This is a genomic window from Candidatus Methanoperedens nitratireducens, assembly GCF_000685155.1.
GTDB lineage: Archaea > Halobacteriota > Methanosarcinia > Methanosarcinales > Methanoperedenaceae > Methanoperedens > Methanoperedens nitratireducens.
This window is the reverse complement of sequence record NZ_JMIY01000003.1, coordinates 26,356-43,168: the sequence shown is the minus strand read 5'-3', so window position 1 is coordinate 43,168 and position 16,813 is coordinate 26,356. Positions and strand designations below refer to the sequence as shown.

10 protein-coding genes and 1 tRNA gene are annotated in these 16,813 nt (G+C 43.3%); 4 read left to right on the top strand and 7 right to left on the bottom strand.

The features are described 5' to 3' along the window. Window positions 1-75: 75 nt before the first annotated feature. The 7 genes from ANME2D_RS06810 to ANME2D_RS16810 form a co-directional block, all read right to left on the bottom strand. On the bottom strand, window positions 76-2,424 hold the full coding sequence (locus ANME2D_RS06810) for an MASE3 domain-containing protein (protein ID WP_052368635.1): 2,349 nt from the start codon (window positions 2,422-2,424) through the stop codon (window positions 76-78). A gap of 396 nt (window positions 2,425-2,820) precedes the next feature. Next, window positions 2,821-4,467 (bottom strand): SpoVR family protein, encoded by a 1,647-nt coding sequence (locus ANME2D_RS06805; RefSeq protein WP_048090044.1) that lies wholly within the window; start codon window positions 4,465-4,467, stop codon window positions 2,821-2,823. Window positions 4,468-4,471: 4 nt separating this feature from the next. Further along, window positions 4,472-5,599 (bottom strand): DUF444 family protein, encoded by a 1,128-nt coding sequence (locus ANME2D_RS06800; RefSeq protein WP_048090043.1) that lies wholly within the window; start codon window positions 5,597-5,599, stop codon window positions 4,472-4,474. Next, window positions 5,599-7,446 carry a P-loop NTPase family protein gene (locus ANME2D_RS06795; RefSeq protein WP_048090042.1) on the bottom strand — a complete coding sequence of 616 codons (1,848 nt, stop codon included), beginning with the start codon at window positions 7,444-7,446 and terminating at the stop codon, window positions 5,599-5,601. Before ANME2D_RS06795 ends, ANME2D_RS06800 begins: the two co-directional genes overlap by 1 nt. Before the next feature lie 47 nt (window positions 7,447-7,493). Further along, the gene (locus tag ANME2D_RS06790; protein WP_048090041.1) at window positions 7,494-9,725 is read right to left on the bottom strand and encodes a hypothetical protein; all 2,232 of its coding nucleotides are present in this window, start codon (window positions 9,723-9,725) and stop codon (window positions 7,494-7,496) included. A 399-nt stretch (window positions 9,726-10,124) separates the two neighbouring features. Beyond that, on the bottom strand, window positions 10,125-11,414 hold the full coding sequence (locus ANME2D_RS06785) for a DUF1015 family protein (RefSeq protein WP_048090040.1): 1,290 nt from the start codon (window positions 11,412-11,414) through the stop codon (window positions 10,125-10,127). Between the two features lie 86 nt (window positions 11,415-11,500). Then, complete coding sequence (locus tag ANME2D_RS16810; RefSeq protein WP_052368632.1) at window positions 11,501-12,262, bottom strand: DNA integrity scanning protein DisA nucleotide-binding domain protein; 762 nt, start codon at window positions 12,260-12,262, stop codon at window positions 11,501-11,503. Between the two features lie 211 nt (window positions 12,263-12,473). Between ANME2D_RS16810 and ANME2D_RS17315 the strand changes: the two genes are divergently transcribed. The 4 genes from ANME2D_RS17315 (at window position 12,474) to ANME2D_RS06760 (ending at window position 16,738) form a co-directional block, all read left to right on the top strand. Beyond that, complete coding sequence (locus ANME2D_RS17315) at window positions 12,474-14,018, top strand: PAS domain S-box protein (protein ID WP_081810179.1); 1,545 nt, start codon at window positions 12,474-12,476, stop codon at window positions 14,016-14,018. A gap of 176 nt (window positions 14,019-14,194) precedes the next feature. Beyond that, the gene (locus ANME2D_RS16805) at window positions 14,195-15,034 is read left to right on the top strand and encodes a PAS domain S-box protein (RefSeq protein ID WP_052368630.1); all 840 of its coding nucleotides are present in this window, start codon (window positions 14,195-14,197) and stop codon (window positions 15,032-15,034) included. A 9-nt stretch (window positions 15,035-15,043) separates the two neighbouring features. Beyond that, the gene (locus tag ANME2D_RS06765) at window positions 15,044-16,579 is read left to right on the top strand and encodes a sensor histidine kinase (protein WP_052368628.1); all 1,536 of its coding nucleotides are present in this window, start codon (window positions 15,044-15,046) and stop codon (window positions 16,577-16,579) included. A gap of 85 nt (window positions 16,580-16,664) precedes the next feature. Further along, window positions 16,665-16,738, top strand: a tRNA-Phe gene (locus tag ANME2D_RS06760). Window positions 16,739-16,813 lie beyond the last annotated feature (75 nt).

Below are 16,813 nucleotides of genomic sequence, written 5' to 3'. Positions count from 1 at the left end.
GTGAGTTTGCCTTTTCAGTTCATACAACTTGCACACGTGTATGAACTCAACTTATGCTCCCAAGCGTGGATTTCACTATTTCGCGCTTAGAACCTCGTGTATGGTATTCAACAGTTTATCAGCAGTGTAAGGCTTTGGCAAAAAAGCCACTACACGAGCATCTGCAACACTCTCAAGGTTGTCCTTCTCAGTTAGTCCACTGACTGCAATGATTTTGACTTCTGGGTTAGCTTTATGTAACTCTCGAATGCATGCTTGCCCATCCATAACTGGCATCATCATATCCATAAGAACAAGTTTGATTTCTTCTCTGGTTTGTGTGTACAATGCTATTGCCTCAGCCCCGTCATTAGCTGTGAGCACTCTATATCCAGATCTTTCCAATATAGAACTAGTGATCTCACGAATTTGAGATTCGTCATCAACAACGAGGATTGATTCTCCATGTCCTCTGGGGAGTTCATGCAGTTGCTTGTCTGCTTTCTGTATTTCAGTTATGGTAGTCGTAGGCAAATAGACCTTAAATACCGTTCCTTTTTCAACCTCACTACACACATTTATAAATCCACCATGACTTTTCACAATTGCAAGAGCTGTCGAAAGGCCAAGACCAGTGCCTTTTCCAGGTTCTTTTGTCGTAAAAAACGGTTCAAAGATTCTATCCAGGATTTCAGGATGAATACCGGTTCCAGTATCCGTGATAGAAATTACAATATGATGACCAATTCTGGCTTCAATATTAATACGAGCGAAGTCTTCATCGATGAAAAGATTTTCAGCAGAGATGCTCAGGATACCGCCATCCGGCATCGCATCGCGCGCATTAACACAGAGGTTCATAAGAACCTGGTGCAGTTGTGTGGCATCTCCAGATATTGTCCAGAGGTCTTTGGGTGTATTAGTTCTGATTTCGATCGATCTTGGAAATGTCTGTTTTGCTATTTGCTTTATTTCGGATATAAGGTGTGTCACTTGAAGAGTTACGCGTTCACATTCCACGCCACGCGCAAATGATTGAACTTGCTTTATCAAGCTGGCTCCTCGTTGGGCGCTTCGTTCAAGAGTGTTAATCAATTTCTGGCTTCCATCATCCATGAATTTTTCCTTTAATAGTTGTAACGATAGCATTATCGGCGTTAGAACATTATTGATGTCATGTGCTATGCCGCTGGCAAGCGTGCCTATGCTCTCCATTCTTTGAGCTCTGAGGAACTGAGCTTCGAGCTTCTTTTTCTCAGTAATGTCAGTATTTATGACAAGTATTGATTTTGGTTTTCCTTCGCTATCGTGCATTAGAGTCCAGCGGCTTTCGACAATGATTTTCTTACCTTCTTTCGTTACATGGCACAGCTCGCCCAACCACTGTCCCTTTTCGAGCAAGCTCTTCTGAGAGTCGACGAGCAGAAGTGATTCTTCTTTATCTTTATACAGAAGCTCATTGGCATTTTTGCCTATGATGTTCTCTTCTGTCCAGCCATATAGGCGCTCAGCGCCTTTATTCCATGAGGTAATTCTACCTTCAGTGTCTACTGTAATTATTGCATCATTTGCATTATCAAACAGGTTCTTGTACCTACCTTCGGCTGCCTGGCGAAGCTTTTCCTCAGTCAAAGCTAGCTTTTCATATGGCAATTCTACAGAAGACTTATACAGGGCATGATATATGAAGAAGAAACCCGCGATTATAAGGAGATGTCCTGAAAGTTCAAAAGAGAAATATACCAGATTGCTGAAAACTACGATGATAATACCGTACGTTAATAAGATTAGATCCTTCTGTCTCGTTTCTTTGATTCTTCTTGCATACAAGTAGCTTGCATATAAACTAAAGGCCGTAATTATTGAGAACAAAAATACCGTTGCATCAGAGAAGGTGCTAAAGTTATGCCTTGCAAACAGATAATCGTTATAAAGGAGCGGAAAGGAGAGGGTAATAACAGATAAAAAAATTGCAAAAGAAAGAAGAACCGGTTTGTTAATCAAATTAGGGAGCGTATCTTTATAGATATACGCGCTTGCAAGAAATAATAGGGTTAAAATGAGCCTTGATTCGATAAAGAAAAATGCTGACTTATTGGAAGAGTTGGGTGTGACGAAATCAGGCATGAAGGGATAAGAAAACGTATGGAACAGACTTAAAAACCCAATAATGAGAAACGCACAGCCTAGGAAAAGAGAATGGTTATCTCTGCTTTTACCATATGCATACCATGTCATCGCGAAGATGGAAAAAGAAACGAAAACAGACAAAAGCTCAGCAGAAATTTCAAGATAATTTTCTAGTGAATTTTTGATATCCGTTGCTAATATATCTACTGCTCCTTCAAGAAAATATCCTATAAGGAATATTGACACCACGATTGTCAGCAACCTCAACACATGCTTCTTATTGATGATGTCTTCTACCACAAGTATTTTTGTCATTTATTTACTCCCTTTCACTACACCACGAGGGGCAGTCTTAAATGTAAAAGTTACTAATTAATCATATTTTCTCTCAGCTCAAGTTTTACCTATATGTGGTTCTATCAGCTAGTTTGAACTATTTAGAAATATGAGCACCATTCTTCTCTACATATTGTGTATATATAAATATAACCATGTCTACGATTGTAGCAGTTTTGATCTTCGAAGTCGTATATGTATGCTGGTGTATGAACTTAAAAATTAAACTCCCTAATGTTTAAGGGTATTAGTGCCTATAAAATTTGATGCATATGGAAGTACGAATATGCTCCAATTATCCATACCATTTATTTTTATTTGGTTCCAAGTTTGGTTGTTGAGTCAGGAAGCATCACAGCTTCAGCGTGAGGTAGCTCATAAGTATCCCGCAGTCGTGGGAGCATCTGCTCTCTTAAGATCCAGGCGATTTTCCTTTATCTCCTTCCCATCATAGGTGCTGAGCAGGATCTGTTTTCCTTCCCTGTTAACAGTTTCCAGGTGTATCGGTCTTCTCCATGCCTCATACAGGGCTTTTAACAGTACTTCGCTGGTTTCGGCTGGCTGAAGTGTTAGTTCTTTAGGAGAAAGACCCAGTCTATCATAGCCAGAGAAATCCTGAATCAGATACAGCTCTTTTCTATTATTATAGTTCCCTCCACCCTTCTCTACGGCTATCCTGGGCATACCGTTATTATAAGTCTCAAAAAGCAGGATGTTTTTTATATCCTGATATCTCCTGCTTATTATGGTATAGGTATCTTCCTCTCTCTTCCCCTTATCTGGCTCTTTACCGGTGTACACAAACAAACCGCTTGCAACTTTGTTAAAGAAGTCTTCTGTAAAATACCTGTTGATGAAGGTATAATCTGTATTGGTTGCAACGACCTCCAGAACCTTATCCCACCCTCTATCAAGCCTCAAATTTAACTCTTCCCTCTCCCTGGCATCGTTTAGTTGCTCATAGGAGAGACCAAATCTTCCCGTATCCCATTTCTCAATAACATCCAGGAGCATGTTCATACCCAGCCAGTATGGATTGATCTGTACCGTTCTTACATTACAACTTTCCGGATCCTCATTCTCACACTGACCTGGCTGATAGGCACCGCTTGTCCTCTGTTTTAACCATCTGAAAGTCTCACCTATAGGCAACCTGCTATCAAGACAGTATTTTAAGTCAACCAGTGCTGCAAAGCCCTCGTTCAGATATCTGCAGAGTCCCCATGACGAAAGGTATCGGTATTGCTCCCTGACCATCCCAAGGATCTCCTTTTCCCAATCAGCAAGCGTATCAGCATTATCTGCTATGAATCTTAACGCATCATAATCTCGTTCCTCTGGAATACCCTCTCTTTTTGCTTTTTTCTCTATCTCTTCCATCAGCCTTTCTTTCTTCTCTCCCGGTGAGATAACAAACCTCTCAAGCAGCGGTTCGTTATACAGCTCTTCCTCAATTTTTTTCATCGGGTACAGGTCAAGAAGTGTAGACAGGGTATACCCTATATCCATAAGTCTTTCAACATTCTCTTCACCTACTTCCTTTTCGATCTCCGCAGTCCTCTCTTTTTGTTCTGACATGAATGCCAGCGGTGAAGAAGGTTTGAATTCCTTCAATTTCCAGTTGTTCTCAAATGCATGTATATGGCCGTATACGTGCGCCATAACAAGTTTAATATCGGTAAGACTGTCGCCGCTGTAGATATAGGCCTCAGCCGGCTCTTTTCTATCCTGCTCCCAGACCTCACTCGGGACTACAATCTCATAGATCTGCCAGAATCCCAGTACATGTCCTTTCTTTTGTATGAAATACTGCTGGCCAAGGCTCCAGTGCTGTGGGAACATTATCCATCCACCGGTTGCGGCAATACTGCACAGCTCTTCCAGATTAACCATATTAAAATTTATATCGGTCAGATCAAGTCTGTACTTTTCTACACAGAACTCTGCTATCTCATTTGCTATTTCAGTCAGCCTGTTGTTTACCATCCCCCCGTCCCAGACTTTTATTACCGGTTTTCTCATGATATCACCTTTTTCCGAAAAATTCTTTCATAGCTTTCCACAGGTCATCCCTTCTATCGATTGTGCATAACCTGACCTTTCCCTCTTTGACCTCGGATGCATACACATTCTTCAATGCGGTCAGGTATTTGGTATCCTGTTCCTCGTAGAAATGGGTCTCAAGATAACATAATCTCATCAGATCAGGCATCAGTTTCCTGAGTCTGACTAGGGCTCCCTCATGATCCCAGTTTTCCCCATCGGTCATCTGTACCACATAGATATCAACATCGCCCTTATCGATCTTTCTTTTCACCTGTGTTTTCCTCTCATAATCCCGGCCATTCATCATTGCATCCAGGATATCATAGGCCGGACCATAACTCGTTCCGCCACCTGATTTAAGTCTATAATAATTCTCTTCCATCTCCTCCCAGGCAAAATCATTATGTGCTATGTATACTCTCTCAACCTTTGGATAGAATTCCCTCAACCAAGTATCGATCAAAAAAGTCAGTATATACGATGCCTCAAGATCAGCATGTGTTACCGATTCAGATACATCGCGGATATAGATCACAAGCGCATCCTTATATGGTCTGTATTTTACCTTTGGAAATCTATACCTGAGATCCTCTTCATCTATCTTTATCTTGAGGCTGTCCCCGGACTTAAATTCACCCGAAACTATCTGCCTATCCACCATGGCATACAGGGTTTCATCCAGATCCAGAAGTGATTCTGAACCTCTCTTTGAGATTGCTGGATAGATTATTTTATCAACCTCTTTCTTTCTTTTTGCAGGTTTGATTATTTCCAGTTCAAGCTCACTCCTCATCCAGTTGACCAGATCCTTGACTGTGATATCCTCGTATATTGCCTCAGTCGCGCCTCTTCCTGATTTTCTTCCAGCTCCTCCCTCACCAGCCGGGAATACCTTATCACCTTCCTTTCCTGTACCTGAGCCAATGCCAGGCGTCCAGGGGCCGTATTTTATATGCGGTAGATGAACAATGGGTATCCTGAGCTTTATCACTTCTCCCCTTTTTAGCGTCCCAAGTTCAATGTATCTTAGCTGACCGATTGCTTTCTTTTTTGCTTCTTCTACCCTTTTTCTGTATTTCTTTCTTGCAGAACCTATAGGATCGGTCATTATTTAACCACCGTTTTTGATGTCATCCTGACCACGGATTCAGCACAGGCATCACAGTACCCAAGTTCTTTTTTCAAGATTACGGTAATCTTTCCCAGCCTATCGGCATCCTTTGGATTAAGTTCCCCGCTCTGCTTAAGCTCCCTCCATGGTATGAAGCCTAACATCTCCTCATCAATTGCTATTATATCAGGTCTTAATGCCAGAAGCTGGGAGAATGTTGGCGGTTCTTTGCTTTCAATGAAGTACTTATCGATCGCACTATCCAGTACCTTTCCCCCATCTTTGTAGATATTGAGTTTCTTTGCCACTCTATCCATCTCCTCCTGTATAGAAACCTCACCAACTCCAACTACCTGTATTTTTGATTTAGTTTCGAATTTTTTTGACTTAAACAACCTGATGTAGTAAGAGAACAACTTCTCTGTATCATTAACAGTACTATCAAACCCGAGTGAATTTACCGTATAAGCAAGTATAACATCCCTGAGCGCAGTACTCCTCAGCGTTTCAAGCGGGACTTCCGCTGCTGGTCTGAGGTTAGGGTCCTCCTTTTTCCTCTCAAGATACCACTCAATATGCTCCAGAGTGAGGCATTCATCAGGTTTTGCCATATTAAACAGATCGAAGAGCAGCGTTCTGGATGAGATTCCCTTTTTCCAGCCGTCCTTGCTTTCGGATGTTTCAGGAATCCTTTTCCTTATCAGTTCAAGTTCCTCTTCTGAAAGTCTCTTACTGCTCTCGTATTTTTCATATATATCAAGATACTTCTTCAAATCAGCAGTAGAACTTGCATCGATTCTACTTCCTACAGCGAACTTTGCCAGGACTGCCAGGGCTGCAGGAGAGATATGTCTGAACGGCAGCTCTCCCTTCTTAAGTATGCTTTCCTCTGCTATGTAGGACAGATTTCTTCTCATAAAAACTGGATAAATGGCATCTTTTAAAGGAGCGGCTTTGTTTATCTCATTCATATCCGTATTTGCGTACATCAACACAACTATATCAGGAGAGAATATGGAACCGTCCTTAAGTGAGATTTTCAGGTCCCTCAGCCTTAACAGGAGCTGGTAGTTTGTATCAGGCATCGTGTTTATGGCCTTATCATCGATCTCTATATTGAGTATACCTCTGTTGGCCTTTTTAAGTACCTCTTCAAAAATATCTGGAAAATCTTTATGCACCAGTTCTACTGAAGCTATCTGAGGCTCAAGCCTTATTACCCTGACTATATCATCCAGGATATAGATCATCTCATCCTCGTGTTTTTTAGCTGCCTTTCTGATCAGCCTTTTATAAACTTTTGAACATGCAGGGCACAGGTTACTTCCGCCATATTTTGAGTACCGCTCCCTCAATTCCTCTGGAATTAAAGAATGCGAAGTGGTGATAAGATTTAAAGGGTCTTCGTTGAATGGACAGTATATCTCTTTTTCTCCGTCTATGAAATAGAAGGTAAACCTCGGGTTTTTTTCCAGGTCCTCTGTCAGTCCCGCATCCAGGATCTTACCTATCTCCGTCTTTCCACTACCTGTAGGGCCTATGAGCAGGATCAGCGGCAGTAATCCTCTCTCATAGGATTTTGATACAATATAAATACCCTTGGCAAATCTGTCCAGAACTTCAAAAAGACCTTCTATCTTATACTTCCCCTCCTTAAAAAACGGATATTCCCTGAGTTCGCCAGATCTTTTGTAATTGGCTGAGATTATCCTGTAGATTCTATGGGCACTTTTTTCAGCAACAGAACGATTCTCTTCTATAAGAGTCAGGTAGTCTGAGAATAATATTCCTGTGAATGGAGAATGGATCTGGCCATGTAATATGTTTATATCTCTCTTTGACATTTGTCTATATCTCTTTTTAATTCAGCCATGGGAAACCACATAGACCACTATTTTTTCTCTTTCCTGACCTTTGAAGCCATCTGAAGTGCTATGGATGCACATGATTTGCAGTATCCTGCCTTGTACAGCTCTTGCATTACAGGTTCATTTGCAGGGCTGTATACTATGGAAACATCATCAACCATGCCTGGCAGTACATTCCTTATGGCATAATCTTCAATTGCTTTTCTGAACGTCCTATCCTCTACCAGGAGTTGCTGGGTCAGCCTCTCCATTGGATATTTCTCCGAAGTAAAATCATGCAGCCTGTACTTTACGTGATTGGCAAAATTTTTTCTGAAATCCTTTGGATTAGCTATCCCGGAAGCCTTTTCTATAGCTTCTAAGAAACTGTAATCTATGTACTGTGTCTTTCCTGTTTTATCTTTATATTCCCGTTTTCCAATCTCATCCTCGTATACCTGTGACAGGTATCTTAAGGCTATATTCTTTATTCGCTCTTCACCAAGAATGGCTTTACTGACATCCTTAACAATCGATTGATGGTACAACTCATTTGCCTCAAAGAGAGATAGCTCGGCTGGTTCACCCTTCTGGCCTGGCGTTCTCATATCCACAATTCTTCTTCTTGTCTCCAGGTTTATCCCGTCATAGGTCCTCACAACCTCATTATAAAAGCTCAGTATGTTTACCATGGACAGACAGCCCTTATAATTTGAGTCCATGATCTCAGCTTTACTCTCCTGCGGGATCTTATCCAGGGCTAATAGCAGCCTTGCTGGAAGATCCTGGAAAAATCTGAAAGGTATGCCGTATTTTATCCCTTCGGTCAGTTCTTCCATAGGTTTTAGCTGGGCAGCATCTTTTAATTCCTGATGCATTTCCTCTAATTTTCTCTCAAAACCATGCGGGATCTCACCATTGTAGACCAGTGCCTTCTGAAGCAATGTTACCTTCAACGCTGAGTCCGGTGCATCCAGGGTCGAGAGTACCGCTATCGGTGCTAACAATCGCTCCACATAATGCGGTGGAACATGGATGCCTCTTTTTTCTGGTAAATTTTTAAATATCCTTCTCTTCAGGGCTTCTGCCAGATCGTCCATTACAACCAGATGCCCCATCACTATCTTATTTGACCTTGTTTTAAGATACTCTCCCAGCCTTGGTATAGAGCTTATCTTACCGTATTCCTCCAGGTTGGTTGTAGCAAATATGACTGAATCTATCCTGACATCGTATTTCCCAATGACTTTCAGGTTCCTGCTTGTAATAAGGTCAAGCACCTCATCCAGAAGACCGACCTCATGCGCCTTGTACATCTCTGAGAAATGCACTATATGATGCTGGGGAGAGGGGGCATCTACAGCTCCACCTATCCCGTAATTAAGAACCAGCGGGTGCTCTTTATCCAGGATCTTCGAGAACCTCTTCATGTTCGCAGAGCCTCCAAAGATCTTGGAGGGGTCGTAGGCCTTCTCAGCAGTCGGACGGAATTCTTCCATCATCACATCTGTCTGCGGAAGCAGATTTACTACCTTGATTCTCTCTTTCCAGTTCTCTATACCGTTGTTCTTAAGCACCTGGATCACATGCTGACAGGTCGGACATCTTGAAAATGCTGGATAGATCTCCCTCCATCTGGAATCTGGATGAACCCTTGAATTGAGTTCCTCCAGGATCGGCTTAAGTTTTTTTCTATCAATAAAATTCAGCGGGTTCTCATGCGTTGGACAGTAGATTTCGGTCAATCCGCCAAAGAACTCCGAAGCACCATCAAGTTCGAATTTAATGCTGTATAGTTCACCCTCAGGTTTTGTCGTATAGCCGTCTAAAGTATAGGCCATAAGGTTGATTAAATCTGTCTTTGCCGAACTTGGAGGACCAATAAGGATAAAAAACCTGCTCTGGGCATCCCTGTTTATACATGCTTCCTCAAGATGGTGCATGATCTCATTTACCGCCTCCTCTACGCCATAGAGGTATATCTCAAATGGATTTGTTGCACCAGCCCTTTTCCAAGGGCTCTCTATCCTGTCATCTAAGAATCTCCATCTCCTGTGTTTCCAGTGTTTTCTGGATTCCTCTGTTCCAAACATTCTAAGTGCAGCATACAGCCGTTGAAACGCATTAAAGCCCAGTGATGGATGTTCCTCGAACATCGTTAGAAAATCGTCCAGACTCATTTCCTTTTGTTCAAATTCATCAGGGTCTATTCTGATCACATCGTCGCCAAGGTATAAGACTTCTTTAAGCTCTTTTACAGTTTCTTGATTTTCCATGGTCTTGCCTTTTCAATTGTTTCTGCCTTTCCATATTCTTACCTTTTCAGTTACTACTAAGGTTTATAAAACGTTATCGGATGGCTCGGTCTTTTGATAAAATTTCATACCAATTATTTTATCATGTAGTGCAATCAACATCAACAAACATACCCTTACGGCTATTACTTATATAAAATAAATATAAGCTGTTTCTGTTCATCTCCTCTGTTGAATTCAATCTTTTAAATTTAGTTGCTCCTTGCATTATGTTCATATTCTCCTCCCTGTGTTAGCAACCTGATTGTTGGAAGTATAGCCCTATTGATTTGTTTCAGGGCATTCCCACTCAAACTCCCGCTTAGATTTGAAGTTACTATTAGCCCTAAAATGTTTTGATAATGTATAAGCCTTTCGAAATCACTTTATACTTCTCATCACAATCCCTTCCGCAACCTTGGGCAGGAAAAGGGTGGATTTCTGGGGAAAATTGTTGCGCTCCACAAATGCCTTCCTCTCAACATCCCTGATAGAGAGCGGGTTTAGAAAAAAAGCAACATCAAATTCCCTGCTTCTCACTCTGGAAATCGCTTCTGCCGGACTTGCATTAAACGATACGTCCTCTTCAGGTTTTTTAATTACCGGGTTGATAAGCCAGTTATGAAGAACCATAAGGTCAATACCCACACCCTCGCGATGTTGTTTTAAGAGCTCCTGCACTGCTTTTTCATCAGCTCTGAGAACACTGAATCTCTTTCCATCATACATGCCTATTCTGATGTCGTACTCGCTCTTGCGTTCTCGCAGTTGTGCATAGAACTCTTCACTGTATTCCTCGCTCTGCCACTCGATTGAGAACTTTTCTTTGATCTTATGTTCAAGATTCTGGATACTGAAATTTCTGATCGCTCTGTGCCATGGTAAAAGCAAAAGAGCCCTATCATCACTCTCCATCAGCATCATCACTGTATACTCAATGCCGTCGGTCTCTTTCATGAGACAGGAAGCTGTGTACCTGTGGTGCCCGTCAAGGATGAGGATCTTTAAATCCGATACCATATTCATTATTTTCTCAATCAGGTTTTCATCTGCGATCTCCCACAGTAAGTGGCGGCTGCCGTTGAGTGCTGCATCAACCAGAGGAGGCTTATCTGGAGCACCGGATGCTGATCTTTTAAATCCCAGGTATTCTTTTAGAATGTTATTCAACCCATGATCTGACATGCTATACTCAACAGCAATGGGTGAGAAGTTCATCATGCAGGCTTTCATCAACCTGTAGCGCTCCTTTGTATTGATCTCAAAGACGTTCTCATGTCCTGCTATGTTTCTCGCCCCGAGCTCTTCTACCCTGACAAGACAGACAAGCCCGAGAGCAAAGTACTGGCTTTCTCTATCCTCCTCAGGAATCTGGATGAGTATCTCGGGCTGCACGGTGTACTTGATCCCGTAAATATAAAGGGCCGGTTTTTCTCTCTCTACAAGGACTTTAGAATCTATGAGACGGTCAAGGTTCTCTTTAGCATAACCAATGAACTCATCCCTGTCCATGTCTTTTCTCCTGGTTGTTACATGGATGATGTTATTTCTCTCCCGTGCGAATCTCTGGTAATTAGTAGCATCTATAGTGTCGTAAACCGGACAGATGAGCTTATCTATATCCAGTTCCGGGTTGAGCACAGTGGCTTTAAAAGGTCGAATATCTACCATTGTTAGCATCCTGAAACGTATTTGAATAAATTTTGTACTCAAAGGTCAATAAGGGACATGAATGTTTCGAATGCAGAACAACAGCTCTAGGGTTTTACTATTGCAGCTATCCTCCCGTCCCTGAATATCCTTATTACTCCACCGCTCTGGGAAACCACTATACCGATTGCACGTGTAACCAGGGTAATGGCTGCAACTGAGGAATGTCTTGTTCCAAGTCCTCTTTGTAGTTTTACCATTCCTGTATCAATGGTAATATACCGCCCTGCAGCCTCAACCGCACCATCGGCAGTGACTATGAAAACGCCGTCCAATTGCGCGAACTCCTTGATATTATCCCGTGTTTCAGGATCGGTGATAAGCCTTTTTTCTCTGCTGTGCCCCTCAAAAGGGTTCAATACAAGCTGTCTGGATTTAGCCTTCACGCTTGCTACATCCCCGACAATAAAGGCTGTGCCTATAGCATGGCCTTCCCTTCCCTCGCGGCTGATCTCAATGGCAATGTTGAGTACCTCTTCAAAAACCGATTCCTGCACTCCCGTTCCTCTGACCAGATCAGGTATATCAAATGCAGGGGTCTCTTTTTTTTTGGGCTGTAATACTCCACAGGTCTCTGTGCGTAACTCTTTCTCAAGTTTAAGCGCCCGGTTATAATAATAACCAGCAAGGCTCCTCAGGATACTAATTTCATTAAAATTCTCACTTATCTCAGATGCTTCCCTGAATTTTGCTACAGCTTTAAGGTAAAGTTCTCTGGCAAGGATATAATCCTCTGCATCCTGGGCTCTTTCTGCCCTTTTTGCAATATTTCGCCCTTCGTCGGAGAGAACACTTGTCCACAGAACCAATCACTCCTGGATATCTGTATTATATCCTCATGGAATGCTTTCTACAGATATAAGGCTAAAGGTTAAAAAAAATACATAAACACATAATTTAACGGTCTCGCTATAAAAAATATATATATGGTTAGAACCTCTATCAAGAACATAAGGAGTATAGCTCCAACTAAAAAATAAGATAAAGGGTTATTAGTTCACTTAAAGAACTGGAACTGAAATGGAGCACATTAAGATTAGAATGAGAGCGACAGAGAGAACTATTACGATTTATGCGTTATCTATCGTAATAACCGTGGGGATATTCATCCTTGATTTGTTGACGCCATTGGGCACGGGAGTATGGCTGGGATATATTCTCCCGCTTACAATCATATATCGGGAGTTGCAGCGACAGTACATCTATGCTATTACAGCGGTCTTCACATTACTTATCGCACTGGGCTTTGTATACTCTCCCCCGGGCATCCAGACCGAGATAGCATTATCCAACCGCTTCCTGGCAGCAGGAGTGCTATGGACAACAGTGATTCTTCTCCTGCACTACAAACGGGCAGAGGAGGAGAGGGACAGACTGTACCGTGAGGCTCAGGCTGCGCGTGAACGTGTCACTACGATCCTCAAGAGCATAACAGATGCGTTCCTGTCTTTTGATAATCAGTGGAGAGTAATCTACATGAATCAAAAGGCTGAGCAGCTCCTTCATAAGAGGTGGAGTGAACTTATAGGCAAGATATACTGGGAGGTATTCCCTGATACCGTAGATACGATAGGCTACAGGGAGCTTCACAGGGCTGTGGCTGAGAATACCACTGTCGAGTACGAGCAGTTCTACCCGCCTCTCGATACATGGTTCGATGTCAGGGGCTTCCCTTCAAAGGACGGCATAAATATTTTCTTCCGCGACATCACAGAACGAAAGGGGATGGAGGAAAAACTTTCTTTCCAGGCATCTATTGTGGAATCATCAGATGATGCAATTACAGGCAAGACTCTGGATGGCATCATTCTGAGCTGGAACCCCGGCGCAGAGAAGATGTACGGCTACTCAGCCGATGAGATCACGGGCAAACCTGTCTCTATCCTTGTTCCGCCAGATCGCCCTGATGAGATGCCTCAACTTCTTGAAAGATTAAGAAAGGGGGAGCACATCGAACATTTCGAAACAGTGCGCATGAGAAAGGACGGTAAACATATTGATGTCTCTTTAACCATTTCCCCGATCAAGGATGCAACTGGAAAAATTATAGCCGCATCAACGGTTGCGCGGGATATCACCGAACGAAAGCGGATGGAGGAAAGACTCAGGCGGCATCAGGAGGCCATACGTGAACTCTCAACTCCAGTGCTACAGGTCAGGGAGCAAATATTCATTCTACCGATAATCGGCGTGATCGATTCCTTCCGTGCCCGCCAGTTGACCGAGCAGCTGCTGCATGCCATTTACTATAACAGCGCAAAAGTGGTTGTCATGGACATAACAGGCGTCCCGACCGTTGACTCCAGGGTTGCCAACCATCTGGTGCAGACCATAGACGCTTCGCGGCTCATGGGCGCTACGGTAGTTGTCACTGGTGTGTCACCTGAAATAGCCCAGACGCTTGTTACCCTTGGCGTGGACACAAGCAAGATGAACACAGCAGGCGACCTGCAGGGGGGTATAGAAGCAGCAGATAAATTGTTGGGCTACAGGATAACAAAGATAGAACCAGCAACTGATCTTCCAGATATTTCAGCAATAGATAACAATGAAAAAGATGATTAACAATATTCAAAATCCAACGGCTTATTGATGCTACAGGTGCGCTGATTTTAGTTATAAAGAAAGATATATATTGTTGGAACTCATATTGGGTGTAGCTCCAACTAAAAATAAAATAAAGGGTTGTTAGTTTTTAGACTTAAAGAGCTGAAATAGAGCACATAAAGGTTATAATAAAGATGACAGAGAGAATAGAAGAAGAAAAACTCTTATTTTTGGCATCCATTGTGGAGTCTTCAGATGATGCCATTACCGGTAAGACCCTGGATGGTATCATTCTGAGCTGGAACCCCGGCGCAGAGAAGATATACGGCTACTCAGCAGATGAGGTCATAGGCAAACATATCTCTATCCTGGTCCCGCCAGATCACCCGGATGAAATCCCTCAGCTTCTTGAAAGAATAGGGAAGGGTGAGCGCATTGAGCACTACGAAACCACACGTGTGAGGAAAGATGGCAAACGAATCGATATATCTCTTACTATTTCTCCAATTAAGGATAAAACTGGAAGGATTATAGGCGCTTCAACGATTGCGCGGGATATCACCGAGCGAAGGCGGATGGAGGAAGAACTCAGGCAGCGGCAGGAGAAGACCATACGTGAGCTCTCAACTCCAGTGCTGCAGGTCAGGGAGCAAATGCTCATCCTGCCGATAATCGGCATGATAGACTCCTTCCGTGCCCGCCAGTTGACCGATCATCTGCTGCGTTCCATTCACTATAATCGTGCAAAGGTAGTTGTCATGGACATAACAGGCGTCCCGACAATTGATTCCAATGTTGCCAACTATCTGGTGCAGACCATAGACTCTTCACAGCTCATGGGCGCTATGGTAGTTGTCACTGGTGTGTCACCTGAAATAGCCCAGACGCTTGTTACCCTTGGTGTTGACCTGAGCAAGATGGACACAGCAGGCGACCTGCAGGGGGGTATAGAAGCAGCAGATAAATTGCTGGGTTACAGGACAACAAAGATAGAACCAGCAACTGATTTGGATGAGAGTATTACACTTTATTGAATTCACTTCATGAATGATCCCTTAAACGAGCTGAGAATACAATATACATCTACACTGCAGGATTATCTTGAAGGAGGGGGAGAGGCTGCTCTGGAGCATGCGTATGAACTCGGGCGCAAAGCAATCGCTGAGGGGCTGGGTGTCCTGGATATAGCCTCTGTACATCATGATGCCATGACCGGGCTTCTACAGTATGCGTCACCGGAGAGCGCACATATAACAAAGAGAGCAGCAGAGTTCTTTGCTGAGAGCATTGCGCCGTTTGAGATGACATTTCGGGGCTTTCAGGAATCCATTGCTAAATTGCGCGACCTGAACATGGCTCTTGAGAGATCAGAGAAGAGATTCCGCTCTGTAGTGCAGGCTGCAAGTGATGCTATTATTTCAACAGATAGCAGTGGCAATATTATATCATGGAATAGAGGTGCGCAGGTCGTCTTTGGCTATTCTGAAGAAGAAGTGCTGGGAAAGTCACTCATTATCCTGATGCCTGAGAGATACAGAGATGCCTATCTGAGAAAACTGGAGCAAGCAAGATCAACCAGAGAATCTAAAATTATTGGAAGAACGTTTGAATCTCATGGACTGAGGAAAGATGGCGGTGAGTTTCCATTAGAGCTCTCAATTGCATCCTGGAAAACAGAAGAAGGAATATTTTATACTGGCATAGTCCGCGATATCACTGAACGCAAGCAGGCTGAGGAAGCGCTTCACAGAGCCAGAGATGAGTTAGAACTACGTGTTCAGGAGCGAACCAGAGAACTGGCAAGGGCAAACGAATCACTGCAGGCTGAGATCAAAGAGCGGCGGCGTGCTGAGGAGGAACTGAGGCGGCGGACTGAGGATTTAGCCCGCGCTAATGCTGAATTAGAGCAGTTTGCCTATATCGCTGCCCACGATCTCCAGGAACCCCTGCGCATGATATCAATCTTCACCCAGCTTCTCGCAAAGCACTATAAAGGCAGGTTAGATAAAGATGCTGATGAGTTCATTACATATGTCGTGGACGGGGCCAGGCATATGCAGCAGATGATCGAGGATCTGCTAACGTACTCACGAGTTGGCACAAGCGGTAAGCCATTCAAACCTACAAACTGCGAGGCTGTATTTTATCAGGCAGTGGCTAATCTTAAGATGGCTATTGAGGAAAATAGAGCGGAAGTTACGCACGATCCTCTGCCCACTGTTATAGTCGATACTTCGCAAATGATCGAGTTGTTCCAGAACCTGATCAGCAACGCCATAAAGTTCAGAAGAGAAGAGCTGCCGCGTATACATGTCCTGGCTAAGAAACAGGAGAGTGAATGGATTTTTTCGGTAAAAGATAATGGGATAGGCATATCCCCTGAATTTATGGGGCAGCTTTTCAAGATATTCCAGCGAGAGTATGTAGCAAAATATCCTGGCACAGGTGTAGGTCTTGCGATCTGCAGGAGGATTGTTGAGCGACACGGTGGCAGGATATGGGCCGAATCTGAACCTGGAAAAGGCTCGACATTCTACTTCACGATACCAGTGAGAAGTATTCAGGTTGTACCAATGTGAACTACCACGCCCTTGCGAGCGAAGTCTTCTTTACCCCCTGACCCCGTAAGATAAATATACTATGTCAACAATTAGCATCTTGTATGCCCAGATAGCTCAGCCTGGGAGAGCGCTGCGCTGAAGACGCAGATGTCCCTGGTTCAAATCCGGGTCTGGGCATGACTTAACCACTCTAAGAGCCTATCCGAAAAGTAGAAGAATTACAATGTAGGGTAATGTGGGGTAATGACAACA